The 24,506-nt window shown below is 61.5% G+C and carries 23 protein-coding genes and 2 pseudogenes; 8 read left to right on the forward strand and 17 right to left on the reverse strand.

Annotated elements, in window-relative coordinates; all coding sequences use genetic code 11:
- Positions 1-110 precede the first annotated feature (110 nt).
- Positions 111-1,262 (reverse strand): cytochrome P450, encoded by a 1,152-nt coding sequence (locus tag ACQY5A_RS26340; RefSeq protein ID WP_428343162.1) that lies wholly within the window; start codon positions 1,260-1,262, stop codon positions 111-113.
- A 605-nt stretch (positions 1,263-1,867) separates the two neighbouring features.
- Here ACQY5A_RS26340 and ACQY5A_RS26345 point away from each other — a divergent pair.
- From ACQY5A_RS26345 to ACQY5A_RS26355, 3 genes are all read left to right on the forward strand, one after another.
- Positions 1,868-2,707 carry a carotenoid biosynthesis protein gene (locus tag ACQY5A_RS26345; protein WP_428343163.1) on the forward strand — a complete coding sequence of 280 codons (840 nt, stop codon included), beginning with the start codon at positions 1,868-1,870 and terminating at the stop codon, positions 2,705-2,707.
- Position 2,708: 1 nt separating this feature from the next.
- Entirely contained in the window at positions 2,709-3,935 is a 1,227-nt protein-coding gene (locus ACQY5A_RS26350; protein WP_428343164.1) for a cytochrome P450, read from the forward strand.
- 220 nt (positions 3,936-4,155) lie between these two features.
- A complete protein-coding gene (locus ACQY5A_RS26355) occupies positions 4,156-5,595 on the forward strand; it encodes a WS/DGAT/MGAT family O-acyltransferase (RefSeq protein ID WP_428343165.1) in 1,440 nt (479 codons plus the stop codon).
- 12 nt (positions 5,596-5,607) lie between these two features.
- On the opposite strand, the gene ACQY5A_RS26360 is transcribed toward ACQY5A_RS26355, so the two are convergent.
- From ACQY5A_RS26360 to ACQY5A_RS26375, 4 genes are all read right to left on the reverse strand, one after another.
- Positions 5,608-6,411 carry a lysophospholipid acyltransferase family protein gene (locus ACQY5A_RS26360; RefSeq protein WP_428343166.1) on the reverse strand — a complete coding sequence of 268 codons (804 nt, stop codon included), beginning with the start codon at positions 6,409-6,411 and terminating at the stop codon, positions 5,608-5,610.
- Between the two features lie 594 nt (positions 6,412-7,005).
- Complete coding sequence (locus tag ACQY5A_RS26365; RefSeq protein WP_428343167.1) at positions 7,006-7,419, reverse strand: GlcG/HbpS family heme-binding protein; 414 nt, start codon at positions 7,417-7,419, stop codon at positions 7,006-7,008.
- The gene (locus tag ACQY5A_RS26370; protein ID WP_428343168.1) at positions 7,416-7,976 is read right to left on the reverse strand and encodes a type 1 glutamine amidotransferase domain-containing protein; all 561 of its coding nucleotides are present in this window, start codon (positions 7,974-7,976) and stop codon (positions 7,416-7,418) included. The genes ACQY5A_RS26365 and ACQY5A_RS26370 overlap by 4 nt, the downstream gene beginning before the upstream one ends.
- A gap of 28 nt (positions 7,977-8,004) precedes the next feature.
- Positions 8,005-9,144, reverse strand: a complete 1,140-nt coding sequence (locus ACQY5A_RS26375; RefSeq protein ID WP_428343169.1) for a glutathione-independent formaldehyde dehydrogenase — start codon at positions 9,142-9,144, stop codon at positions 8,005-8,007.
- 355 nt (positions 9,145-9,499) lie between these two features.
- On the opposite strand from ACQY5A_RS26375, the gene ACQY5A_RS26380 reads away from it, so the two are divergent.
- Complete coding sequence (locus tag ACQY5A_RS26380) at positions 9,500-9,796, forward strand: putative quinol monooxygenase (protein WP_428343170.1); 297 nt, start codon at positions 9,500-9,502, stop codon at positions 9,794-9,796.
- Positions 9,797-10,267: 471 nt separating this feature from the next.
- On the opposite strand, the gene ACQY5A_RS26385 is transcribed toward ACQY5A_RS26380, so the two are convergent.
- The 6 genes from ACQY5A_RS26385 to ACQY5A_RS26410 all read right to left on the reverse strand — a co-directional run bounded on the left by ACQY5A_RS26385 (position 10,268) and on the right by ACQY5A_RS26410 (position 14,263).
- Positions 10,268-10,771 carry a hypothetical protein gene (locus tag ACQY5A_RS26385; RefSeq protein ID WP_428343171.1) on the reverse strand — a complete coding sequence of 168 codons (504 nt, stop codon included), beginning with the start codon at positions 10,769-10,771 and terminating at the stop codon, positions 10,268-10,270.
- A 68-nt stretch (positions 10,772-10,839) separates the two neighbouring features.
- Positions 10,840-11,022, reverse strand: a complete 183-nt coding sequence (locus ACQY5A_RS26390) for a hypothetical protein (protein WP_428343172.1) — start codon at positions 11,020-11,022, stop codon at positions 10,840-10,842.
- Complete coding sequence (locus ACQY5A_RS26395; protein WP_428343173.1) at positions 11,019-11,882, reverse strand: hypothetical protein; 864 nt, start codon at positions 11,880-11,882, stop codon at positions 11,019-11,021. The genes ACQY5A_RS26390 and ACQY5A_RS26395 overlap by 4 nt, the downstream gene beginning before the upstream one ends.
- A 138-nt stretch (positions 11,883-12,020) precedes the next feature.
- A complete protein-coding gene (locus ACQY5A_RS26400; RefSeq protein ID WP_428343174.1) occupies positions 12,021-13,457 on the reverse strand; it encodes a ThiF family adenylyltransferase in 1,437 nt (478 codons plus the stop codon).
- 18 nt (positions 13,458-13,475) lie between these two features.
- Complete coding sequence (locus tag ACQY5A_RS26405; protein ID WP_428343175.1) at positions 13,476-13,844, reverse strand: hypothetical protein; 369 nt, start codon at positions 13,842-13,844, stop codon at positions 13,476-13,478.
- Positions 13,845-13,846: 2 nt separating this feature from the next.
- On the reverse strand, positions 13,847-14,263 hold the full coding sequence (locus ACQY5A_RS26410) for a hypothetical protein (RefSeq protein WP_428343176.1): 417 nt from the start codon (positions 14,261-14,263) through the stop codon (positions 13,847-13,849).
- 162 nt (positions 14,264-14,425) lie between these two features.
- Between ACQY5A_RS26410 and ACQY5A_RS26415 the strand changes: the two genes are divergently transcribed.
- Positions 14,426-14,938 (forward strand): helix-turn-helix domain-containing protein, encoded by a 513-nt coding sequence (locus ACQY5A_RS26415; protein WP_428343177.1) that lies wholly within the window; start codon positions 14,426-14,428, stop codon positions 14,936-14,938.
- Positions 14,935-15,492 (forward strand): ImmA/IrrE family metallo-endopeptidase, encoded by a 558-nt coding sequence (locus ACQY5A_RS26420; protein WP_428343178.1) that lies wholly within the window; start codon positions 14,935-14,937, stop codon positions 15,490-15,492. The genes ACQY5A_RS26415 and ACQY5A_RS26420 overlap by 4 nt, the downstream gene beginning before the upstream one ends.
- 603 nt (positions 15,493-16,095) lie before the next feature.
- On the opposite strand, the gene ACQY5A_RS26425 is transcribed toward ACQY5A_RS26420, so the two are convergent.
- A complete protein-coding gene (locus tag ACQY5A_RS26425) occupies positions 16,096-16,662 on the reverse strand; it encodes a cupin domain-containing protein (RefSeq protein ID WP_428343179.1) in 567 nt (188 codons plus the stop codon).
- A gap of 140 nt (positions 16,663-16,802) precedes the next feature.
- On the opposite strand from ACQY5A_RS26425, the gene ACQY5A_RS26430 reads away from it, so the two are divergent.
- Entirely contained in the window at positions 16,803-17,405 is a 603-nt protein-coding gene (locus ACQY5A_RS26430; RefSeq protein ID WP_428343180.1) for a TetR family transcriptional regulator, read from the forward strand.
- A gap of 70 nt (positions 17,406-17,475) precedes the next feature.
- On the opposite strand, the gene ACQY5A_RS26435 is transcribed toward ACQY5A_RS26430, so the two are convergent.
- Positions 17,476-18,786 (reverse strand): IS256 family transposase, encoded by a 1,311-nt coding sequence (locus tag ACQY5A_RS26435; RefSeq protein ID WP_428343181.1) that lies wholly within the window; start codon positions 18,784-18,786, stop codon positions 17,476-17,478.
- A gap of 454 nt (positions 18,787-19,240) precedes the next feature.
- Between ACQY5A_RS26435 and ACQY5A_RS26440 the strand changes: the two genes are divergently transcribed.
- Complete coding sequence (locus ACQY5A_RS26440) at positions 19,241-19,996, forward strand: alpha/beta hydrolase family protein (protein ID WP_428343182.1); 756 nt, start codon at positions 19,241-19,243, stop codon at positions 19,994-19,996.
- 108 nt (positions 19,997-20,104) lie between these two features.
- Here the strand turns inward: ACQY5A_RS26440 and ACQY5A_RS26445 are convergent.
- From ACQY5A_RS26445 to ACQY5A_RS26460, 4 genes and pseudogenes are all read right to left on the reverse strand, one after another.
- Positions 20,105-20,218: pseudogene (locus tag ACQY5A_RS26445) on the reverse strand (integrase core domain-containing protein); the annotation flags it as partial.
- A 345-nt stretch (positions 20,219-20,563) separates the two neighbouring features.
- Complete coding sequence (locus ACQY5A_RS26450; RefSeq protein WP_428343183.1) at positions 20,564-20,929, reverse strand: DUF732 domain-containing protein; 366 nt, start codon at positions 20,927-20,929, stop codon at positions 20,564-20,566.
- A gap of 261 nt (positions 20,930-21,190) precedes the next feature.
- On the reverse strand, positions 21,191-21,925 hold the full coding sequence (locus tag ACQY5A_RS26455; RefSeq protein ID WP_428343184.1) for a TetR/AcrR family transcriptional regulator: 735 nt from the start codon (positions 21,923-21,925) through the stop codon (positions 21,191-21,193).
- A 530-nt stretch (positions 21,926-22,455) separates the two neighbouring features.
- Positions 22,456-23,454 (reverse strand): annotated as a pseudogene (locus ACQY5A_RS26460) (lytic transglycosylase domain-containing protein); the annotation flags it as partial.
- Positions 23,455-24,506: the final 1,052 nt, after the last annotated feature.

Here is a 24,506-nt window from a genome sequence, read left to right on the forward strand (position 1 = left end):
ATTGGTCCGCCTCTCAAACGCTGTTTTCGAAAACACCATTTTCGATGGTGCGCACTATCACATCCGGCGGGGCGGCTTGTCAAACAAGTCGATGTCGTCGAGATCCCCTGTCAGCCGTTCAGGACAACGGGCAGCTTGACCGGACCGCGAATCGACGGCGTGTTGAAGTACGCGAGACCGGTTGTCGCGACGGCATATTGCGGAAAGCGGCCAAGTAGCTCTTCGAACGCGACCTTGGCTTCTAAGCGCGCCAGGCTGGCTCCCATGCAGTAGTGAATCCCACTGCCGAACTCAATGTGATTGAGCCCACGACGATGAATGTCGAAGTGTTCTGGCTCGCCGAAAACCCGAGGATCACGATTGGCCGCAGCCAACAGCAACAGCACCTTCTGGCCCGCGGGGATGACCTGACCGTGTATCTCGACGTCCCGTGTCGTTGTCCGTGTCAAGGTGGGCACTGGACCTTCGAATCGCAGAACTTCTTCCAACGCGCCCGGTAGCAGTGAGCGGTCCGACACGATCTGTGCCCTCGCGGTGTGATGCTTCCCGAGTAGCAGCGCCGCATTGCCCAGCAAATTCGTGGTGGTCTCGTTGCCCGCGATGAGCAATAGCGCACAAAAGCCGAGGATCTCATCGTCGGTGAGCATCGCGCCGTCCACCGAGGCGTGGACCAAAGCGGTTATCAAGTCATCACGCGGCGCTTTGCGGCGGGCTTCGATGACGTCGCCGAAGTAAGCAAAAATTTGTTGATAGTTGTCTTGCAGCGAGGCGTAATCTCCTGCCGCGGTGGCCATGATCCCGTTAGACCACGACTTGAACAGGTCCCGGTCAGCCGGGTCGATGCCAAGCATGTCGGCGATCACCATGATCGGCAGTGGGGCGGTGAACTCGGCGACCAGGTCAATCTCGCTTTCGGCGTCCGCGACGTCCAGGAGGTAGCGTGTGGTTTGACGAATCGAGTTCTCCAGCAACGCGATTCGCTTCGATGCGAACGCGCTCAACATAACCTTGCGCAGTGTGGCCTGGCGGGGCGGATCCATGAGGATGATCATCGGTTTGATTCCGGTAAAGCCGTCGAGGGTGATGCCGGCACCCGACGAGAACGCCGACCAATCGCGCAGGGCTTGCTGTATGTGTGCGAACCGGCTGATCGTCCAGAACCTCGGGCGTTCGTTCAGGTGCACCGGCCGTTCTTCGCGCAACTGCGCGTATACCGGATGGGGGTTGCCGAGGTGGGAACGGGAATACGGATTGAAGTTCATAGTCATTAGATCCGCGGCTTCTTCCAGCAAATTGAACCCGCTGTGGCTGCCAACCGTCGTCGAGAACGAACCAAGATGGCTGCGGGATCGCTCGTTTGGCCCGCGGGCCATTCGCGGATCGCTGCGACCCGTCCCGTGCGACCGATTGACACAACGTTACGGTAAAGCATACGGTTGCCAGCAACAACGGCGACGCCAGAGCCCAGCTTCTTTATTTTTTTACGGGTGGATTCCGTTGACCACGGCACGACCTGGGAGACTGGCGGGAGGACAGCGCTGCCATGGAAGCAAACGTTCGGCCGCGTACGATTCCCGACTCAATGTACGAGTTCTACTGGGAAAGTGTTAGACACAGACGGCTCGCCGTTCAGGGGTGATTGTGTCGCATCGATTACGCCTACGTTCGAAGCGAATTGGATGGCGACGACTTCCGCGTCACGACTTGGAGCACCGATCGTCGCGCGGCGTCGAAGATACGATCGCCCATGCTTGCGTGATCCGAGCCTTTTCTTCGCTGTTCTACAGCGAACCTCGAACGCTAAACCCGTCCTCGGACTATCGGGGGTCTCCGAGCCGGATGCATCGGTGAATCGGTGGTTGTGAGCATGGTCGGGCACGTCGTGGGCACTTTTGTTGGGCGATGGTACGTCTCGGTATCCGGCTTTGTGTTCCTAGTGTTGGCGGTGCGTCACATCGGTGTCCTACGCACTGCCATCTACGCGACGATAGCGATCGCCGTCGGTGCGCTCGCCGAGAACTCCTCGGTCCTGGTCGGCTTTCCCTACACCCGCTACACCTTCAACCCGGAGCTGCGCAGCCGTGAGTTGTGGATCGGCGAGGTTCCGCTGATGGTGCCGCTCAGCTATGGAGTCTTGGCCTACTTCGCTTTCTGCACCGCGCGGCTCATCGTCTCCGGCCCTTACACCACCCGAGGGCGCCAGCCAGTCCTGGAATTCGTGCTTGCCACGGTGCTCGCGACCTGGGCGATCTGGATCATTGACCCCGTCAGCCGGCTCGGGCGCTATTTTTTTCTCGGCGAATTGTTCCAGTACAACGGCCCGGGCTTCTGGTTTGGCCTGCCGCTCGGCTCACAGGTCGGGTTCTTCTGCACTGCGGGGTCTCTCGTCGCCGTCCTCACCGTGATGATGCGCCGTGAACCGGCCACTGCGGTACGGCGGTTGAGTCGCCACCCTCGCCTGCCTACGCTGCTGACCTACGTCATCCAAGTGTTGTTTATGGCTGGCGCCGCGTTCTACGCGGCGCGCACACACGACGCGGCCGTCGCGGTAGCTCCCGACGCACTCGCTGGTGCGACGCTGATCATCGGAATTCCGGTGGCGCTGGTGGTGGCGATCTACTGGCGCTCGCTACCGCATCCTGCCGAACCACCGCCAAAAGCCGACATGGTCGCAGTTACCCACCACCAGCAGGAAGAGAGCTTCTGATATGGCCGTCCAGCAGCACCGGTTGTTAAACGACCTCACCGCACGATCCGACGGCAGTCAGACCGACGTAGATGCCGCGGTCGTGTTCGACCCGGACTTCTTCGCAGCGCACGGCGCGCCATATGAGGCGATGGCACGGCTTCGCGCGACAGCGCCAGTGCACCCGGTGGACCTCCCTGGCATCGAGCCGACGGTGTGGCTGTGTACCGGCTACGACGACGTCCGCGCGGTCAGCCGTGACGACAAGACGTTTTCGTCCCGTTTCGGCAACACCCTGGTCGCGGTGGAGATGGTGGAGACCTCAGCAATGCTGCCGGGCATCGACCCGCCCCGCCACACTCACTTCCGCAAGCTGATCAACCGAGGGTTCACCCCGCGCAACGTGCTTCGCCTGGAAAACAGCATCCGGCAGACCGCTCGGGCCATCGTCGACGTGGTAGTGCAGAAGGGTGAATTCGACGCCGTCCCGGACGTCTCCTCCGCGATCTCGCTGAGCGTGATCGCTGAAGTCATGGGGGTGCCCCAAGCTGACCGTCACCAAATCTTCCGCTGGAGCAACGCCATCGGGAGCCTGGGCATCGAAGATGAGGACTACGCGCCAGACCAGGGTGCGATAGGGACCGCCGTGCACGAGATGTTCAGCTACTGCCACGATCTGGTGGCGCGGCGCCGCGACGAGGGACTGACCGACGACATCCTGTCCGCCCTGCTGACCGCCGAGGTCGACGGAGTCGGACTCAACGAAGACCAGCTGAACGAATTCTTTCTGCTGCTGTCCGTCGCCGGCAACGAAACCACCCGCAACACCCTCAGCCATGCCATTCTGGCGCTATCCGAGCATCCCGACCAGCGCGCAGCACTGGCCGCGGATCCGTCGCTGATCCCGGGTGCCATCGACGAGATGTTGCGTTGGGCCACACCTGTTTTGCACTTTCGCCGCACAGTGACGGTCCCGACGCAGCTTGGCGGTCAACAACTCGATGTGGGCGACTGGGTGGTCATGCACTATCTGTCGGCCAATAGGGACGAATCAGCATTCGAACAGCCACAGAAATTCGACATTCGGCGCACCGACGCCGGGGAGCACCTGGCATTCGGCGGCGGCGGCACCCACTATTGCCTCGGTGCTCAACTGGCCAAACTGGAGATGCGGGTGATGTTGGAGGAACTCTATGCGCGGCTGCCCGATCTGGAAGTGACTGATGCGCCCACGCGGCTGCGATCTTAAGCGCCTGCCCTGCTCGACCGGGATATAGCCTCTCACAATATGAAGAGGCTTCTGGGTGTTCCGCAGCGCTGAGGGGGCGCGCGATGCGTATGCATCGGCCAGGCCCTGTGATGACTGACGTGGCCGTTGAGTGGACGTGTCTTCGACGAGCCATGCTCAGTCCGCCGGATGGCGAAAGACCGAACGGTGAGCTTGTTGTCCGAACGGGAAAGCCGCTCCGATGAAGCGGCTCAGCGGTTCGGACGCCATGCTGCTGTACAGCGAGACCCCCAACGTATACACCCACACCTTGAAGGTCGCCGTCGTCGAATCGACGAGCTCTGACAACCCGTTCTCCTTCGAGACGTTCAAGGAGATCGTGCGGCAGCGGCTCGATCTGATGGAACCATTGCGATACCGACTTGTACAGACACCCCTTCGACTACACCATCCCATGTGGCTGCAGGGCTGCGACGTCGACCTCGACTACCATCTGCGCAAAGTAGAGGTTGCCGACCCGGGAGGTCGGCGAGAACTCGACGAGCTTGTCGGACTGATCGCCGGCTCCCCGCTGGATCGCAGTCGCCCGCTGTGGGAGTTCTACTTCGTCGAAGGCCTCGCTGGTGGCTGCAGCGCCGTCGTCGGAAAGGTTCATCACACGCTGGCCGATGGTGTGGCTTCCGGGAACATGATGGCCCGTGCGATGAATCATTCGGCGCATGCAGCGGCAGCGCGACGTGAGCCGGTAACCGCCGAAAGCCTCCCCAGCAAGGCCGCCATGCTTGGGGCCGCAGGACGCGATCACCTGCATCAGATCGGCAGGCTGCCACGCTTGATCGGTCACACCGCAGCCGGTCTCGCACGTCAACGATCCCGGTCGAAGAGTCGCGGCGAGCACCCTGGGCTCGCCAGCGGGCTGCGGGCGCCGCAGACCTTCATCAACCATGTCGTGTCGCCGCGGCGCACTTTTGCGACAGCGACCCTGGCCCTCACCGATGTGAAACACGTCAGCAAGATTCTTGGTATCACGATCAACGACCTGCTCCTAGCCATCTGCGCCGGCGCTCTGCGGGAGCTGTTGATTCGCTACGACGGGCATGCCGAACTGCCATTGATCGCCTCGGTGCCCACGTGTCTCGACATGTCGATGAACCGGATCAGCGGTAACGAGTTAGGCGGACTGCTGGTCTCTCTCCCGGTGCAAGTCGCCGACCCGCTGGAGCGCACCCGATTGGTAGACATTGCGACTGGCGTCGCGAAGGAGAATTACCTACTTGTCGGTCCGGATCTCATGGCGAACTGGTCGATGTTCCTGCCGACGGCGATCGCACCGTCGGTGTTCAGATGGTTGTCCAAACGCAAGCCGACGGTCAGCTTATTCAATTTGCCCATCTCCAACGTTCCCGGTCCACGGGAACGAAGCGGCCTCGGGGCATTTTCGCTCCGCGAGATCTACTCGGTCGGGCCGCTGGTCGCGGGCAGCGGGCTGAACATCACCGCGTGGAGTTACGTCGACCAGTTCAACATCTCTGTGCTCGCCGACGACGCGACCCTGCGCGATCCACATGAAGTCACCAACGCGATGCTGCGCGCCTTTCGTGACATCCGTTGCAGCGCAGGTCTTCCCGGTGAGATTAGCACCGTTGACACAGCGATGGATCAAGTCTGTCCGCTTGTTTAGCCATCGCCCAGCTCATCCAATTATTGGAAAACGCCGCTGTGCCGCCAGCCGGTCGAGCGCCTCCTGCATGCGGGTGCGGATGAGAGCGTCCACCGCGGCGACGTCCGGGTCGCTGCCGAACTCGTCAACGACGTCGATCGGGTCGAGCACTTCAGTGATGATCTTTGTCGGCATCGGAAAGTTCGGCGGCAGGCCTACGCTGAAGCCGAACGGGAAGCCGAACGACACCGGTACGACATCGGTACGCACCAGCTTGTCCAATCGCAGTGCTTTAGCCAACCGATGGCCACGGAGGAGAAACAGCTGACTTTCCTGCCCGCCGATCGTGACGGCGGGCACAATGGGAACCCCCGCGTCCACCGCTGTGCGGACATAGCCTTTGCGGCCGTTGAAGTCGATCTTGTTTGCGGACGTGAACGGCCGGTAGACGTCGTAGTCCCCCCCGGGGAAGGCAATCACTACACCACCGGTGCGCAGCGCGGCCACAGCGTTGTCCCGATGTGCCGGAATAAAGCCGATGTTGATCAACATATTGCCGACGCTGCCCTGAAAAAGCATGTCGTGACTCAATGTGTAGAGGCGTCGCTCGTAGCCGAACTCTTCGTAGAAGTCGACGGCGAGGATTGGCACGTCCATCGTCATCAGCCCGCCCGAGTGATTGCCCACCACCAGCGCGGCTCCGCCAGGCAGCCGATCGAGCCCCCGAGTCTCAGACCGAAACCACCTCTTCGCCACTGGCCTGACCATTCCGACGACGCGCTTGACGAGGCCGGGATCCCATTCGGTCAATTCGCCGTCTGTGAGGAGGCGCGTCATGCCGGCGTCACGACACGATCGGGTAGTGGCATCATCACCGACGCACCCGTGGCGCAGGTATTCCTGCCGCGTGGCTCCCCGGCTTTCACCGCGTCAGGGCAATGACAGGCAGGCGAGCTGTGCATCCTCGTCATCCGCTTCCGTCCTCACGCCGACCGTCGCAACATGTCACTCCAGGAAAGACATGCGAATTTGCGATGCCGCAACATCAACGGTAGTGACAACGGTAAGCATATATCAGCATGCCGCCCCTCGGAACCATGCAACAGCGCGACTGCCCGACAGCATGTCGACTAGGTCGAATTTTCGGCGCTGACCGGCGGTGCCAGTGCCGACGACCCGCGTGAGGTCACCGAGGCGGTCGTCGATGAATTCGTCGTAATCTGGTGTGGTGCATGGCTTTTGAGAAGCTGGCGGACATCGCGGCGCGCTGGCTCAGTCCTATTGGCCCTATGCGCCGAGCGGGAAACTGCTGCGAGTTTCGGTTGGCTTCTTCGCAACGGTTTCACATTCAACGCTCATAGCTGACCGTCCAGCAGGGCATGCAACTCACGGCGGGCGATCTTGCCGGTGCTGCAACCAAGGCGGCATACCTCACATCGCCTTCGCGGCCGCCTCGGCGACAGTCGTGTCTTGTTCGCCCGTGCCGCCGCTGACACCGACCGCCCCGACGACCTGGCCGTTGTGCCGCAGTGGCACACCGCCGGCGAAGATCATGATCCGACCACCATTGGAGACGTGGATTCCGTAGAACTGGTTGCCCGGACCCGCATTTGCCGCGAGATCCTCGGTCGAGATTTCCAAGGCACGCGCAGTGAACGCCTTGTTGATCGAGATGTCGATGCTGCCGATCCAGGCGCCGTCCATCCGCACGTGGGCCACCAGGTTGCCGCCGGCATCGACCACCGCAATGTTGGACGGCGACTCGATCTCAGCCGCTTTGGCCTGTCCGGCGGCGATCACCCGCTGCGCATCGTCGAGGGACACCGAGGTCTGGTTCACTGTCATGGCGCACCCGCCCCGGTCTTGGCGAACTGCTCGACGATGGCCCGACAGAACGCGGGGAGGTCGTCGGGCGAGCGGCTCGAGATCAGGTTCCCGTCGATTGCGACCTCTTCGTCCACGACCTCGGCACCAGCGTTGCGCAGGTCAGTCCGCAGACTCGGGAACGAGGTGAGCGTCCTGCCTTTGGCTACACCGGCCTCCACCAGGGTCCAGGGACCGTGGCAAATCACCCCGACCGGCTTTCCCGAACCGACGAAGTCGCGCACGAACGACACCGCCGCCTCATCAATTCGCAGCTTGTCCGGGTTCACTGTTCCACCCGGCAGCAGCAAGGCGTCGTAGTCGTCGACCGCAGCATCGGACACGGCCCGATCCACCGTGAACGTGCCGGCCGCTTCGAGGTCGTTGTTGCGTGCCTGGATTTCGCCGGTCTTCGGCGACAGCAACTCGGTGTGCCCACCGGCTTGGTGCACCGCCTCGCGGGGTCGGTCGAGTTCGACTCGTTCGACGCCGTCGGCGGCTAATATCGCGATCCGCTTGCCCTGCAGTGTTGTTGCCATCGTTGCGCTCCTCTCGGTTGGGGCCGGCTCACGGATGGAGTACGACTTTGGTCCATCCGTCTTCGCGGGCATCGAAGTGTTGATAGCCGGACTCGGCCTCTGCCAGCGGCAGCTCGTGGGAGACGATCCAGGACGGTTTGGCCCGGCCCTGGTGGATCAGGTCGCGCAGCTGCCGGTTGTAGTGTTTGACGTTGGCTTGCCCGGTGCCCATCTTTTGGCCCTTGAACCAAAATTTGCCCATGTCGAAGGCGATCTTGCCTTGGCGCTCCAGTTCATTGGGCCCGTTTTGGTCTTGGGGCAAAAAGATGCCCACCACGCCGATGTGGCCGGTGAAGCGCACCGAGTCGACGAGCCGGTTCAGCGTCATCGCCGCATCCTCATGCCCCTGCGGGTCGTGCGCCTGATACCCCACACACTCACAACCTTTGTCGGCGCCTCGCCCGTTGGTCTGATCGAGGACCTGTTCGACCGGGTCGCCGGTGGAGTCGTCAATCGGTATGACGCCGATCTGCTCGGCCAGCCGCAGCCGGTCGGGGTGGCGGTCGACGATCATCACCTTGCTCGCGCCCTGGAGCATCGCCGAGTACGCGGCCATCAAACCGACCGGCCCGGCCCCGTAGACCACTACCGAATCGCCGGGCTGCATGTCAGCCAGGCGGGTGCAGTGCCATCCGGTGGGGAAAATGTCGGACAGCATCACGTAGTCGGTTTCCTTGTCCTGGGCGTCCTCGGGCAGCCGCAGACAGTTAAAGTCGCCGAACGGCACCCGCAGATACTCCGCCTGCCCGCCCCAGAACGGCCCCATCCCGGCGAAACCGAATGCGGCGCCGGCCATCTGCGGATCCGGGTGCACCGTCAGGCAAAACGCGGTCAAGCCTTCCTCGCAGTTGCGGCAAAAACCACACCCAATGTTGAACGGCAGGCACACCCGATCCCCGACGGAGACCTTCACCACCGCAGCACCCACCTCGGCGACGATCCCCAGGTTCTCGTGACCGAGCACCATCCCCTGCTCCAGATCGGTGCGGCCCTCATACATGTGTAGATCCGATCCGCAAATGTTGGTACTGGTGATACGTACCAGCACATCGGTCGGCTGCTCAATCCTCGCATCGGGCACATCTTTCACGTGCACCTCACGAGGCCCGTCGTACACAAGCGCTTTCATCTCGACACTCCCTGCTTTGCGGCGTTCCCGGTTGATGACCCGGCCCGGCGGCCACAGGAGGTTACCTAGTGGGCGGCCGACCGAACGAAGCGTTCGGCTGGGCGGCAGACGTCCCCGGCGCCGCGCACATGAGGCGTACCAAACTAGAGGCGAATCAACATGTTTCGCTTCCGCTGACGAGCAAGCATTGCCTTCGATGCGTCGCGCTACGTCCTCCTTGCACTCTCCTCCTTCCACGCCTGGATTGGAAGGCGGGATAAGGGCTTCCTCGGGATTGCGCTCGAGCACCACTCGTTCCGTGGCCCCGGGTGTATGATGCTGCACCCTGTCCACCACATCGAACAGGAGACCCGACATGGCCACCAAGGCGCTGCTGGTCCGACTCGAAGCCAAACCCGGCAAGGAAGACGCAGTCGAGGAATTCCTGCGATCGGCGCTGCCACTGGTCGAGCAGGAGCCCGGCACGAAACCATGGTTCGCGGTACGGTTCGGCCCCTCGACGTTCGGCATCATCGACGCTTTCCCAGACCAGGCCGCCCGCGAAACACATCTCAATGGGCCCGTCGGCAAGGCCCTCGGCGAACGCGCCGACGAACTCTTCGCCGCGGCGCCCGAAATCAGCAACCTCGACGTCCTCGCCAACAAACTCTGAACCACCACCACAAACAAGCCCGCCCGCACAAGGTGGTCCGAGTGAGGACATATATCGAACTGGCGGCGAAACCCGTTGCGGGTCAGGATCGTGCCGTACAGAGGCCGACGCCTAAAGAGGCGATACGACCGCTCAAACATCCCCAACCCTGGCTCGCGCTCATGTGCTGCAAGCTCAAAACGGCTGCTAGACGCGGGTCGCTGCGGCCACCCCAGCCTAGATAATCTAGAAGGCGCTACTCGCTAATCTTCGTTGCATCTCGACACCGAGATGCAGCGAAGATTGACAAGACACGCCTGGCTACTTTGACAAAACTTCGGCGTGTCGCGGGAGCTTGTTAATCTTCGCTGCAAAAGTCCACGTCAGAAGCAACTCTGTGGGCACGACGAAGAGCCCAGCTCTCCAGAATGCGGACGCATCTCATCATTGGCGACCGGCGAATAGTTGGCCAATCCATGTCCCGCAGATGTCTCAGAATGAGATGTCCTCCAGCCACGGCATTCCGCCGGTCCAGTAACACTGGAAGAACTCAGGCGGATGTGCGCTCAGCGCTGAGCGGATTCCGCGGGCTGTTGACAGCGGCGACGGCGCGTAGGCATCCCCGAAGATCACCGCCTTCAAACAATCCCTGAGTGGAAGGTTGACCGGGGTATCAAGCTCGGTGTCGTCAAGAGCGTAATCCAGAACAGCTAGACGGAGCTCAGTCTCATACTCCCAGTCGGTGTTCTTGGTCATGTGTAAGCCCGACATCTTGTAGCGGCGTTCGACAAACTCGTGCAACGCCTGGTCTAGAGTAGCGCGGTCAGCGAAGCCGCCGGTGACATCGAGCTGAATCGGCTTATCTATGTACTGAATTCGCCCCCAGATGCGTTGGCGGCCAACCTTGATTGCGATGCCGTCGTCCAGAGCTTCGCATACTGCAGGGAAATCGAGGACTAGGCAGACGCCTTGGTGCGAATTGCATAGTGTGCCCACACAGGCGCTTTCGCCCAGCCGCGGTGAAACAGCGATCCGGGTTCGGCCGCAGATGTGGGGCCGAAGGTTTACTTCGATCCTTTTCCGCCGGTGGGCGGTTTTTGCGCCGAGCCGCGGGGCTGCGGTTTTGTGGCCGCGATCCGAGGGCGTTGGTGGAACTCTTTGGTCTGGCCGCCGGACCTAAAAATCGAATTCGCCTTCTTACCTGATGCCGAACTCTGCGCGTTCGTGATGAAGGGAAGGTCGGTCATGGCTGCTCTCCTGGGTTCAAAGCCGGCGAGTAGTAGTGTTTTCGACTTATCCACTTAAAGCCTTCGTGCGGGCTGATCGAAGCAACTTCTACCGGTCCTCCTACAGTATCCGGGCCCATCCGGTATCTTGCATACCCCTCTGTGGTCTCAACCATGAAACGAGCCAGGGCGATTGCGTCGGGCAGCGGCATACCTTCCTGGACGGGATCGAGGTGGAATGCGCCTAGCGTCGTCTCTACCTGGGCTTTCGCCGCGTCCGGGGTTGCTCCGCCCTGGATGCCGGCGGTGATAAACATGTCTGCGAGCCGGTCGTCATAACCGTTGAAAAGGCGATTGACGGCCTCGGGTTGGGCATAGGCCCGGAAGCCGTACTGATTCTCGGTTAAAACCTGTTCTGGCTCTGGCTCGAGCTCCTTCCCAGCGAAGCGGAGCAGCCATGCTTCGGCTTGGGCGCTGTCTGAGGACATGCCCGCGACCAGGTATCCAAGTTCGTTGGGCCATTTGCTTAATCCGGAACCTCGCGCGGCTTGTGCAAACATCCGGGAAGCCCGCTGAGCTATGTCTTCGATGTTGTAGCTGGTGATGTCGATCGGGCCCTCGGAGTAGAGGGGATCTCGGCCCATTAAGCCGAGCCGAAAGCTCTTTGATAGCGACGAAATGCTGGCTGGCCCAACGACTCCCAGGCCCCATGTCATAGCTGCCATCGGCACGTCGCGGTGCAAGTGGAAGATTTTGTCGGCGTTGTTGTACACCTGATCGGTCTTGCCGATCCCCAAAATGCCCTTGCGCGTTAATGTCGTCGCGGAGTCGGTAGCAAGCACAATGCCGTCGAATACTTTCACGTAGACGGCTACGGTCACGTCACGAATATGGCACACAGATTGCCCTGTCACCCGCAAGACTTGCTCGAAGTCCCGCTGCGTGTGTCGGCCAGTCTCTCCCAAGAGAACTGGTGCGATCGCCTGACGCGGATAGGACGGCCGCGCTCGTCCGCGGGATCAGGCGAGCCAGTCCGCCACTGCACGCAAAGACGCTGCGATTGACCTGGAAATCCTCGCATAGCGAAGAAGCTGGCCGGCCTGGGATGGCGCGGGAGCCAATGCAATTCGCCTATCACCCGCAGCAGTCTGACCCTCGTAGGGGCAATGCGCGCCACTGACGGTGCTTGGACGATCCAACGTGTGGACTGCGAGCTGATATCGCAGCGGATACGGCACCCCTTCGCGGCCGGGGTGGGCAGTCACGCTCGCGAACTGAGCCAGGAGGGCCGCGCTGACAGACGCCGAGTAGAGCGCCACGTTGGGCAAGCCTGCGATTGGTTGGCGGCCGGATTGTTCAATGTATGCGGGATCATCGAGCTTCCCCTGTAGGTCCAGCTGCAGGTCAGTGGGGTTGAGCTGGCCGCTGCACAACAGGCATGGCCGCTGAGGAACAAGGGTGTGCGCGCGCCAGCTTCCCGATCTCATAGTGCCGTCGTCGAACGTCTGGATGGCCAGTCCTCCGTCGATCACAGGAATTAGGTCGGCGTACGCGACGCTGTTGAGCACCGCGCGTGGCCAGGGGCGGTCGACACAACAGATGATGACGTCGTAGTCCAGGGCGCGGTGGAAACCTTCCTTCGTACACACATTGATCGGAAACCGTTCGAACTGTGGGTGTTCCGCCGTCGCGGCTCTAAGCATCTCTCTCACGGCGACGTCGACCTTGGGTCTGCGGCGCCTAGCGTCGGCTCGAGTTGCACCTACCATTCGATCGAGATTGATCTTTTCGACAACGTCGGGATCCATGACGCCGATGTTGATGATGCCGGCGGCGGCGAGCCGTAGTGCGACGTCGAGGCCCACGCTGCCGACACCTACGACCAGCACCCGCATGCGGGCGATGTCAGCCTGAGTCTTCGGGCCCCATGCAGCGATTCTGCGAGCCTCCGATTCCGACGGTGGCGGTGGAGGACGGAGTCGTTCGTTGAACGACACTTCCAGCTTGGGTCCGACGACCCGGACCGTCTCGGCCCAACGCGGACGTGTCGACGTGTGTGGCCACAGCCGCGCCGACCAGGTGCCGTCACCCGCCAAAGTCATTCCGGTGAGTGCCAATCCGGTGTACTCGAACGCGATGCGGGCGGTCTCGTGCTCGGTGTCGTGATCGGTGCGGCTCAGTGCCTGCCAGCCCCAGCCGTCCGGGTGGGAGTGCATCATCACCAGGCCGTGACCGTGCTGAGCCGCCTGTGCTGCGGCCCGAAGAATGTAGCGACCGCTGAAGGATGCGTTTCCGTGCACCGTACGGTCACCATGCTCGGGGTGCACCAGGGTGTGGATCAGCATGGTGGTCCGTCCTGCGCCGGTGGAGATGGTGCAGGTCGCTAGGAGCACGTCCTCTTGGCCGTCGTCGCGTAATAAGTGCTGGCAGGCCTGATCGGCGACTTCGCCAGACATAGCGACCGAGTAGCGCATTTAAGCTGGCTCCGTCGCGGTTGTCAGTGCGCCCCGGACGTGGGCCAGCCAGCCGCGGGCGGCTGGCGACGAGGTGTCCCAATGTCCGATGTCGCGGGAGTGGCGTTGCCAGCCAGTCAGACAGTCGTCGGTGTTGATGTTGCTGTGCGCGAAGGTCACTGAAGTCGGGAAGTGCAGCCAGTGTGGTACCGCGAGCGGCCATGAATGCAGTTCGCTGATGCTGACTGCTGTCTGCACCTCGACTCCGGCGAGCACACCGTCGATCGGCGTGACCGCGTAGATGACCGCAGGACCCTCGACCCGCGCTGACACCTCTGCGGCGGCGAGGTCGGCGATGAACCGGCGAACACCGGCGTCGGATGCAATCATGTCTAGGCCACCGGGTTGTCGCGTCTCGCCGTCACGAACCGGTCTCCAGTGGCGATGTGGACAAGTTCGTCCCGATCCAGTGCGGGCTCACCAACTTTGGCGATGTCAAAGCGGTTAGGGTCCAGTCCCGCGAGACGCAGCAGGTCATCCACCGTTTGCTCGTTGTCGTGCGTGGTGAACACGTCGCCGTCGATCGTGAAGTCGATCCTCAGCCGCGTACGGAAGCGATCGCCGGGGCTGATTTGCACCAGATCGCTTGCCTTGAAAAAAGTTTCGTCGCCAGCATCATCGACACGCGACAAGTCGTAATGCGCCGGATCGCGCCCGACGGACCGCAGAAGCGCCGCGGCTTCCTGATCGTTGTCGATCGTGACTTGCGGTTTGCCGTCGATCTCAAGACGGATTTCGGGACTTGTCACCGGATGTCCTTCCTTCTCGTGCCATCGTGCTATCAGTACGAGGGTATCATCTTGTTTCACTAAAGCGGCACTATTGTTTTGATGATTCAACGTGTCGTTTCATCTATGCTGCATCGGGCTATGCATACACTCGACAGATGGACGAGGTCGTGCGGTGTTGCGATGAGCGGCGGTGAGGTGGCGAAGCCCGAGGTCCCAGCGCCGAACGAACTTCTCGACATCAGTCAGCTTGGCCCGATGTTGCGAGAGCACAGAGGCAATCTCTCGCTGCGACAGGCTGCTCAAGAGGCCAACGTCAGCTTCAGCACCTTTTCCCGCGTTGAAGCCGGGTCCCAGCCCGACCTGACCTCATTTACGTTGCTGTGCGCGTGGCTTGGCGTGCCCCCTAGTCACTTCTTTGCTCCTGCGCCGGCTCGCGAGGTGGCGCCTATCGACGTTGTGGTGAGTCATCTCTCCAGCGACCCACGCCTAGCACCTGACGCGGCGCGGAAGATCACCGAGATGCTGCGCAGCATGTACCAGGCCTTGGCGACCGAAACGACCGAACGCCCGGTTGTCGCGTGTCATCTGCGCGCTGCCTCGACCTTGCGCCCAGGCGTGCCAGAGCGCCTCAATGCATTGCTGACCAAGATGCGCGATGAGCTCGAGCGGAAAGTTGCCACTGGCGAATTATGACACTGCGCCGAGGTTTCAAAGCCGACGCGGAACGCGAAGCTGCACGGCTGAGACGCGAATTAGGACTCCACCCCCACGATGGCCTCAACCCCCGCACCCTCGCCGACCACCTCGGAGTTTCTGTCGTTGACGCCGATCAGCTGGTTCCACGCCAAGATCTGGAAGAACTCGAACGCCTGCAAAGCTTTTCGTTCTCTGCTGCGACCTTCCGGATCGCGGACAACGCCATCATCGTCGTCAGCCCGCTGCGGGCACTCGGCCGCCAGAACAGCGATCTCAGCCACGAGTTGGCGCACATCATCCTCGATCACAGGTTGTCAGAAATTCGTGAAGTCAGCGGACAACCTTTCCGCACCTGCAAGCCCGACGAAGAGGAGGAAGCGACGACCTTTGGCGGCACACTGCTGTTGCCACGCCCACTATTGATTTCAGCAGGACGCCGCGGAGCTACCGTCGAGCAGATCGCATCCGACTACGACGTAACCGTCGACATGGCCCGGTACCGCTTCAAAAGCACCGGCATCGAGCGCCAAGTCAAACAAGGCCGCACGTAAAGCCGGCAACGACGATCACCACGACAGCTATCGAGATGCAGCGAAGATTGCCCAAACACGCCTGCCTACTTTGACAGACTTCGGCGTGTCGCGGGAGCTTACTAATCTTCGCTGCCAAACGCCAGTTCATCACCTATCCCGTTTGTCGGCGATCGCGATCTCTTTATTCAGTGTCCAGTTGAGAATTCGTCACAGTGACGCCCAGTCACCCGTGGAGGGAGGGCCGCGGTCAAATATATCGATGTCTGACTTGCGGCCTAGCTTGGCAGAGTAATTGTCAATAGTTGTGGATCGGGGCGCGGGTGGTTATACGGTTTCCGAGGTATCGTCCGGGGTGCCGCGACCCGGTGTGGTGTTGTCGAGGCCGCGGCGAGCGTCTCGGACCAGTGGATACACTCCCTGAGCACTGACGGCGCGCCCTAACCCGATCACAACGCATCTGTGTCACCTAGGGTTCTGCCGCACAATGGATTCCGAGACAGTGCACCGCCGGCTTTGATGGCTCTTCGTGATTTGGAGTGGTTTGACGAGTCCGTGGAGCGCGAAAGGCGCCTTCGGCCCGCGGAATTTCGGCGCTCACACCCTGGGGTTACTTCCGCTCGGCTACGGAGAATCTGGGTCGCTGTATTGGGGATAGCGCCCTCGATATCCGCGTGCGCGAGCAACGGGTGCTAAGACGGCACCTAAACCGCGTGTGGCCATTCCCGCGAAGCCCGGCAGGGTCACGTCGTCGCGGTACTCGTGCACGATCAGGACCATTTGCAGAAAGCTTGGCATTTGCGTCTTAGTGTTCAACTTCCCGTCGCTGGCGAGTCCAAAGGCGGTCTCAAAGAATGTCTCCAGTTTGAGCGCCGGACGGACTGCGACCGTGATTGTGGCCGGATCGTCGAACGGGTTGCCCCAGATGTGATCAGCGCCGGACGGAACGATCACGCTTTCGCCTGCCTCGGCTACCCGAGTCTTACCGGAACTTTTGAGTTGGATGCGTCCGCTTATGACCTCAAATTCTTCATCTGCCCGAGGGTGGACGTGGGGTCGCCCCAAGGTGCCGCCCGGTGCCATCTCGATACTGATCTTGAGGAGATCACCGCCGGTCGTTGCGGCGGTTTCAAGAAAGGTCAGCCGCTCGCCGCTGAGCGGATGCACGATTGTCTTCCCGACGTGAGCCATCTGACACCTCTGTTGCCGTGAGACCAATACTGCGCTGTTAGCTTAGTAACATGTTAGCATAATAACATGGCGTTGCAGTCAGGTTCTGCGGATGTGGTCGTGGTCGGAGCGGGTCCGAGCGGCTTAGTGGCGTTGGCGCGGTGACGAGCGGCGACTGGCGCAGCCGTAAGAAAGCGGCCACACGCAGGTCGATCCAGGAACACGCGTTACGCCTCTTCGCGGCCAACGGCTACGACCACACGACGGTCGAAGACATTGCGGCTGCCGCGGGTGTGTCTCACATGACTTTCTTTCGCTATTTCCCCCGCAAGGAGAACGTCGTCGAAACACGTGAGTATGATCCGATGATCGAGGAGCTCATCGCTGCCCGACCTCCGCGCGAGTCACCAATGGCTGCGATCAGCGCCGCGCTGTCGGCCTGGCTAGAAGCGGTCCTGCCGGCAGACCGCCAAAGGATTCTCACCCGTGTGCGGCTGGTGATGGGTACGCCCGAGTTGCGAGCCCGCGCGATCGTCGCCATGGATGACACTCGCGACCTATTCGCCCGGTCCCTCGCGCGCCGAAGCGGCCAGGCCCAAGAGGGTTTGGTTGTCACCGTGCATGCCGCGGTCGCCGTCGCCGTTTTTACCACCGCGCTGCAAACCTGGGCACAGACTGACGATCGTGATCTCGTTGCGATCATCGACGCGTCGTTTACCGCCGTCGAAACTGCCACGGCACCTCAACCCACCGATTCGGCGTAAAGCCACATCATCCGTTCGCCTCAGCCCGCACCGAACTGCTAAACCATCGCAGGTCTGTGGATGAGGTCGTTCAGGCGACCTCCGTCTCGGTTGATTCAGCCTCGGGTTCGGTGGGCGTGATGTCGACGGGTCGTTCGAGCAGTTTGCCTTTGTGGAACACCGCGCCAGCACGGACCAGGGCTACCAGGTGCGGGGCGTTGACTGCCCGCCAGCGGGCTTGCGCAGCGTCGATCAGCTTGTAGGCCATCGCAATCCCGGCCGCGCGTGAACCCGGGCCCTTGGTGACCTTGGTCCGCAACCGCACGGTCGCAAAGGTCGACTCGATCGGGTTGGTGGTCCGTAGGTGGATCCGGTGCTCGGCCGGGTACTTGTAGAACTCCAGCAGCACGTCGGCGTCGTCGACGATCTTGGCGACCGCCTTAGGGTACTTGGCGCCGTAGTCGACCTCGAACGCCTTGATCGCGACCTGCGCATGGTCGATGTCCTCGGCGTTGTAGATCTCTCGCATCGCGGAGATCGCACCGGGATGCGCCGACTTCGGCAGCGCGGCAAGCACATTGCCTTGCTTATGGAACCAGCAGCGCTGCTCCCGGGTAGCCGGGAACACCTCGCGCACGGCCTTCCAGAACCCCAGCGCCCCGTCCCCCACGGCCAGCACCGGGGCCGTCATCCCGCGGCGGCGACACGACCGCAGCAGATCAGCCCACGACTCACCCGACTCCCGGAACCCATCAGCCAGCGCGACGAGCTCCTTGCGACCATCAGACCGCACGCCGATCATCACCAACAGACACAGCTTCTCCTGCTCGAGGCGTACCTTGAGGTGGATCCCGTCGACCCACAGGTAGACGTAGTCGGTGCCCGACAGATCACGGTCTTGGAATGTCTTGGCCTCGTCCTGCCACTGCGCGGTGAGCCGGGTGATCGTCGTGGCCGACAAACCGGCACCCGACCCCAGGAACTGCTCCAGGGCTGGACCGAAGTCACTGGTCGACAGGCCGTGCAGATACAGCAGCGGCAGCACCTCGGTCATCTGCGGGGATTTGCGCGCCCACGCCGGCAGAATCACCGAGGAAAACCGCTGCCGCTCAACGGTATCGGCATCGATGCGCTTGTCGTTCACTCGTGGCGCGGTCACCGTCACCGCACCCGCGGCGGTGAGCACCTCCCGCTCGCGGTGCGAGCCGTTGCGGACCACCAGCCGGCGACCGTTCTCATCGACGTCGCTGGCGTGAGCGTCGATGTAGGCGGCGACTTCGGCCTGCAACGCCGCGGCCAACATCTGCCGGGCGCCGTCGCGGACGATCTCATCCAACAACGACCGACTAAGACCCCCGTCATTGGCGTTGGCCTCATCGGTGTCGTGAACTACGGTGAGCATGGGCGTACCTTCCCAACCAGCGCGCCAACGCCGGTCTTGATCAGAGAACCTTGGACTTCAGATCATCCCCGGGAAGGTGCGCCCACTTTCAGGCCGCCCCGCCACGGCTCATCCACAGGTTCTGATCATTGCTCAGCTTGGCAAGTGTTGTCTCACAGAGGTGTTGGCCTGGTATCAACGATTTGAGACTGTAGCGTCTGCCGATCAACCGTAGCTAAACACCGCGCTGGCTGCACGTCAACAGGTTTGCAGCTCGCGACTCATGAGAACCCGATATCCTAAGAATTTCAGACGAAGCATTAATGTCGGGAAGTGGCGAACGGTCGGTGCACTGCTCACCGCGTCGTTCGCGAATGCGATTCAACCATGTTGCGCCAGAGCGCCGATCGAAGGACTGCGGACCGCCGCTGCTATGCCTGAACGCCGTTGCACCGTGGATCGAAAGGAGCTCTGAGTGGCCGAGCGTGTCCGATTCCCGAGCAGCGCCGGGCCGGAATTGGCCGGCCTAATCGATCTCCCCAGAGGTCACGTACGTGGATGGGGAGTGTTCGCCCACGGGTTCACCTTGGGTAAGGACTGTCCGGCGGCCAGTCGTGTCTGTAAGCAACTGGCGGCCGAGGGCATCGGCATGCTGCGTTTCGACAATCTTGGTTTGGGTGACTCCGACGGTGACTGGGGCGACGGGTCCTTCTCACATAAAGTCGCAGACACTCTGCGGGCAGTGCAGTTTATGAATGAGTCCAACCGCGAGGTGCGAATCCTTGTCGGACACTCATTCGGAGGCTCCGCGGTGATTGCCGCTGCACACGCATGCCACACAATCACCGCGGTGGCGAGCATCGGCGCACCGTTCAGCCCAGGCCATGTCGAAAATATCTACGACGCGCTCGTTCAGCGGATCGAGGCCGAGGGGGAAGCACCATTTCTCATCGGCGGCAAGGCACTCACGCTCAAGCGACATTTCATCGAAGATGTTCGTGTCGCCGATCTTCGCGAACGGATCCGCACACTGCGCCGGCCAATTCTCATTCTGCATTCTCCTACCGACAACACCGTAAGTATCCAACACGCGAGCCACATTTTCAGCGCTGCGCGCCATCCACGTAGCTTCGTCTCTTTGGAAGGCGCCGACCACCTGCTCACCGGCAGAGATCAGGCTGCGCGCGCGGCGCGCATTATCAGCGCTTGGGCCGACCCCTACCTGAAGTAACTAGCCGCTACTAAACGCACCTGCTCAAATGCTGACTGCCCGGGGCACGCGTCCGCGTCAGCGTCCTGACCAGACCATGTGAAATGGTCCACGGCGAACGAGAGTCGTTCATAGGTGGGTACAAGCTGGCAGCGTAGCGGCTGGCGATTGGTAGCCCAGCGAGGAGTGCCGGCGGCAATGGTTGTAGTCGTGCTTCCAGTCGCTAACGACCACACGGGCCCGGGGGCAGGCGAACCGTTTCACTGACCCCCAGCACCCGATCGAGGGGGGTGGCGGCTTACGTTGGCGCCGCAACTCAAGACTGAATATGAGTTCGTTTTCCAGTTGTGAGGACGAGTGTGTTCTCGCGGGGCAGAACCTCTAGATGGAGTGCGGACCAGCGTGCGTTAAAGAACACCGATGGGTGAGACAGGGATCCATCCGGAAATTGATCGACGGAACTGCTCTACTCCGAACAGATTTACCTGAGTCATGTTGTCCTAGAACGGTGTCAGCGTAGCGACCCATGACAGTTACTAACGTCTGCGAGCAAGTTGCCAGCGCACGCGGCGCAGCCGTATTCGGTCATCACTTCCCGGCGACGTCGCCTTGGAGCCCGCCAACCGGACTTTCAGTTCCCGGGGGAGCTTGGTACCCAGCCGCGGAATTTCGCAGCTGCCAGATTTGCTCCGGGCAATATTGACTGACCGCATATGAGACCAAAAAATTTGTCGCGTACTCGTCGTTCGGGGTCACGTCATTTTTCACATTTCCCATCACCTGGGCAAAACTCTGGCCCGCGCTGACCTTGTCACAGATCCCATGGCCATAGCCGATGGCGTCGCCATTTGGAAAGTTGTAGTGCCGCCGCACCGTGACGTTATACAGGTAGTCCACGTCGGGCGATGGAACGGCTTGCGCGTGTGGGGCTGCCGACAGCGTGGCTGCGCTCATTGCGGCGTTTAGGAGGAGCAAGGCCGCGGCTGACGGGCCACATCGGTTAGCGTGGCTGAAGTACTGGCGTGACATCATGATTTTTTTCCTCGATGTAAATTTGATTGGCTCCGTTGCAGTTTACCCGCCGCGAACGCCGCCTTTGGTGTTGTGCCGGTGGCTGTTTCGCGATAGTCGGCCCTCCTCCACTCCCACAGCCGTCGCATCGACGGCAAAGGCGTCGGCAGCACAAGGGCGCACTGGCCTTGGCCTTCACGTCGTCTATCTACTGCCGCCCGATGCGCTGCCAAGCCGAGTGCTGTCATGACCGACAGCTGCGTCTGGGACCGAGTTAAGGTTGCGGACATTGATTTGCGCATCGGTAAACTGATCGCCCGGGTATTGCATCACGCCGGAAATCCGGGCACGCGTGCGGCTCGTAGGGGTTGGGCTACCCAGGGCGCAGTCGAATGCCTGGAGACACATTTCGGTGAGGTCCTCGTGCGAGATGGTCTGCGAATCAATCCATTTCAGGCAGGCTGCGCGGACGAAAGCTAACCAGCCCTCCACCGCGATCTCGCTGACACCGGGCGGACGTCCCTCCGCGGCGAGTTTTTCAACCAGTTGCTGGCCCACGACGTCTAGCTGTTCGGCGACGATCGCCTGGATCGCTGGGTCATCCGACAGAGCACTTCGGTTGATCGTGGCGGCATCGAAAGGATTGTCGACAGACGATTTAATGTGAGCCTCCAGCGCGGTAGTAACCTGTTCGGCGAGCGGCAGCTCCGGATTAGGGCTGGCGCGTGCCAAGAGCCGTCCGCTGGCATGTTTGAACAGCGCCACGTCAATGTCTCGCTTGCTCGAAAAATAGTGGTAGATCAACGCTCTCGATACACCCGCGTTCGCGGCGATATCCTCCACGAGGACATCGTCATAGGACTTTTCCGCGAACATCGCGGCCGCAGTATCGAGCAGATGTTCGCGTCGGTGCTGCGGCTTCAGTCGGCATCGTGTCACGTCACGCCACCCCCGACATTCCGCCTAGGGCTACAGCCCGGTACTCTCCGATATGGATCCGCTAGCGGTAGCCTCTCGGCCGTGCGTGGCGATGAGCGGCGGTGGTCGGCGCCGGGTTGCTGAGGAACGGCGCTATCAGTGTCTGACACACAGATCCTGTTGTAGATGTGCCGAAGGATCGGCTCGCTGTCGCTTCCTGAATATCCCTGAATCCAGACCTGTATCGACGCAGCCAACTCCCTCGACAACTCGACGTCGGCATCAGCGAAGAAGACAAGTAGGCTCCTTATCGCGCTATCTTGCTCTCCAGCGCCAATTTTCACGCACAACCAGGTGCGGTCGGCAGGTTTCAGAAACGCGGCCGCCGAGTCGGCCAGTGCCCAGGCCAGCAACCGTTCATCGGCTCTATTCATGACCGATTCCCGTTCTGCGTCGTCCTCTCGCCCACTAGAAGTGGGCCTCTCTGGTAGACAGGAGGCTGTCGAATAGACGCCATGGATGATGTGGGTGGGCCATCTGGATGCCTAGCGGCCGATACAGATCAATGTGCAATCGGCAGTGTCTGGCACCACCGGCTGGGATGGCCAGTTCGGTTGCGGGGCAGCAATCGGTGTCGGGCCGAAATCGATCAACGGCCTCTGGGCCAGCGGGTCAGACGGGGGCAGGCCGTGCATGTTGAGCGGCAGCCCCGGCCCGAGACCTTCCGGGTTCTCCAGATGCGGATCTGCCAGCGGTGGCGCCGGCCCGATTACCGGTGGCAGGTCGACCGGGACGACGCCGGTGGCATACGCCGCGGCCCAGCCCACCACATTCCGGGCGTAGGGCATTGAGTTGTTGTAGCGCAAAATTGCCGTCATCATCTGCGATTGATCGCGTAGGTTCAGGCTGCCGCTGCACAAATACCGCGCAGCGGCCAGCGTTGAGTCGTAAAGGTTTTGAGGATCGGCGACGCCGTCGCCATCGCCGTCGGAAGAGTAACGTGCCCAGGTTCCTGGCAGAAACTGCATAGGGCCCATTGCACGGACGTAACTGACTCGACCGCCGGCGCTACTCTGCACAATGACCTCGTTGCCGGGGAGCGTGCCATCCAACGCGGGCCCATATATCGGCCGGACCGCAGTGCCGCGCGCATCGGTCGCCCCGCCGTCGGCGTGCCTAGATTCGATCCGGCCGATACCGGCCAAGAGATTCCAGCTGATTCCGCAGCCGGGGTCAGAAGCGGCCATCTTTTGCTCGGCATTCCGGTACGCAGCTAACGCGGTCGGCGGAATCCCTACGGTACCTTTCGAATTGACGACCCCGGGCGGTGACGGAGACCATTCGGTGGACGCCGCGATTAGCAGGCGGTGTGGTGGTCGCGCGACGGCCACCGCGGCTGGCCCAGACAGATCACTCGCGGCCGCTGCCACAACCGCGACCGGAACAATTGACGCGACGGGCCGCTCCAGTGTTGGTGCAGGGAATTGCCGTGCCGCGCCACTAGCGGCACAGGCGAGCACGATTGGAATTAACGTTGCGGCGCTGAGCATTTGGGTCCATGCCGTACCGAGAACGCACTGTCGGCGCTTCGTGCGGTGGCGCTGGTCAAAGCTCCACACAGCCGAGGGCGCGGCCGATTTATGCGCCATACCTGGCTGCTCGGGATTTCCCAACATGCGGTGGCGCGCCATTGTCTAATACGCGCGTTTGCTGGAGTGGACGCCATGTGGGCGTCTGCGTCGCAGAGCCGTACCGAGGAACGTTCGTAGTCGCGGACGGGGTATTTGCGGGTGCCCGCGAACGAGTCGAGGATCGGATCTCGGAGCTGTCTGGCCCTGCGGCGACACGCGTACCGCGGTCCAGGTTGTGATGATCTCTCCCTCGCAAGGAATGGCCGAGATCGTGGCAGTGACCATGCTGACGCCGGAAATCAGAACACGTTGCGGTCCGAACAGGACGAAGTTCGACACGTGCGCGGGCGCCTCAGTGCAAAGGGTTCCGCTAGACATCGTTGTCATCCACAGCCCTCGATCAGGTCAACACTATCGTAGAAAGTACCTTACAATTATGCAACGTTCAACACAATACAAATGTCGTCCGTGCCGTCCCGCGGCAATCGCGCGCCACCTGGGGTAGTGGGCGGTTTACATCGCGTATGGCTATCGTGGTTCCCAGTCTGAAGCACTAACGAAATTCAACTCATGACGCAACCGAACCACTGACTCGCGCAGCCATCCAGTCTCCGGAATGATGTGCGGTTCCGTCGGCTTTGAAATCGATATACCTATGTGTAGCAATATGATTCAAACTTTCTGAACCGCTTTCGCGCAGGCCATTGCAAATGCACGCGGTCAATACTTCAACGTGTGGTTCTGCGTTGCGGCATCTGCGGGCGTCTCCTCAGGGTGCTTGGTGGCAAATCGGCAATCCATGGGTAGCTTTACCGCAGATCAACCACCACGATGCAACACGCTAGTCGACAGGTAGACACCCGATCCAGCGGTTGGCGCTGAGCAAACGGCGATCGGCTCGCAGATATTTCATCAACGTATATGTTGACTTCTGCACCGCTTAGCTCGAAGGCCCTGGGTCTTCGCTGACA

The organism is Mycobacterium sp., assembly GCF_965277065.1.
Taxonomy (GTDB): Bacteria; Actinomycetota; Actinomycetes; order Mycobacteriales; family Mycobacteriaceae; genus Mycobacterium.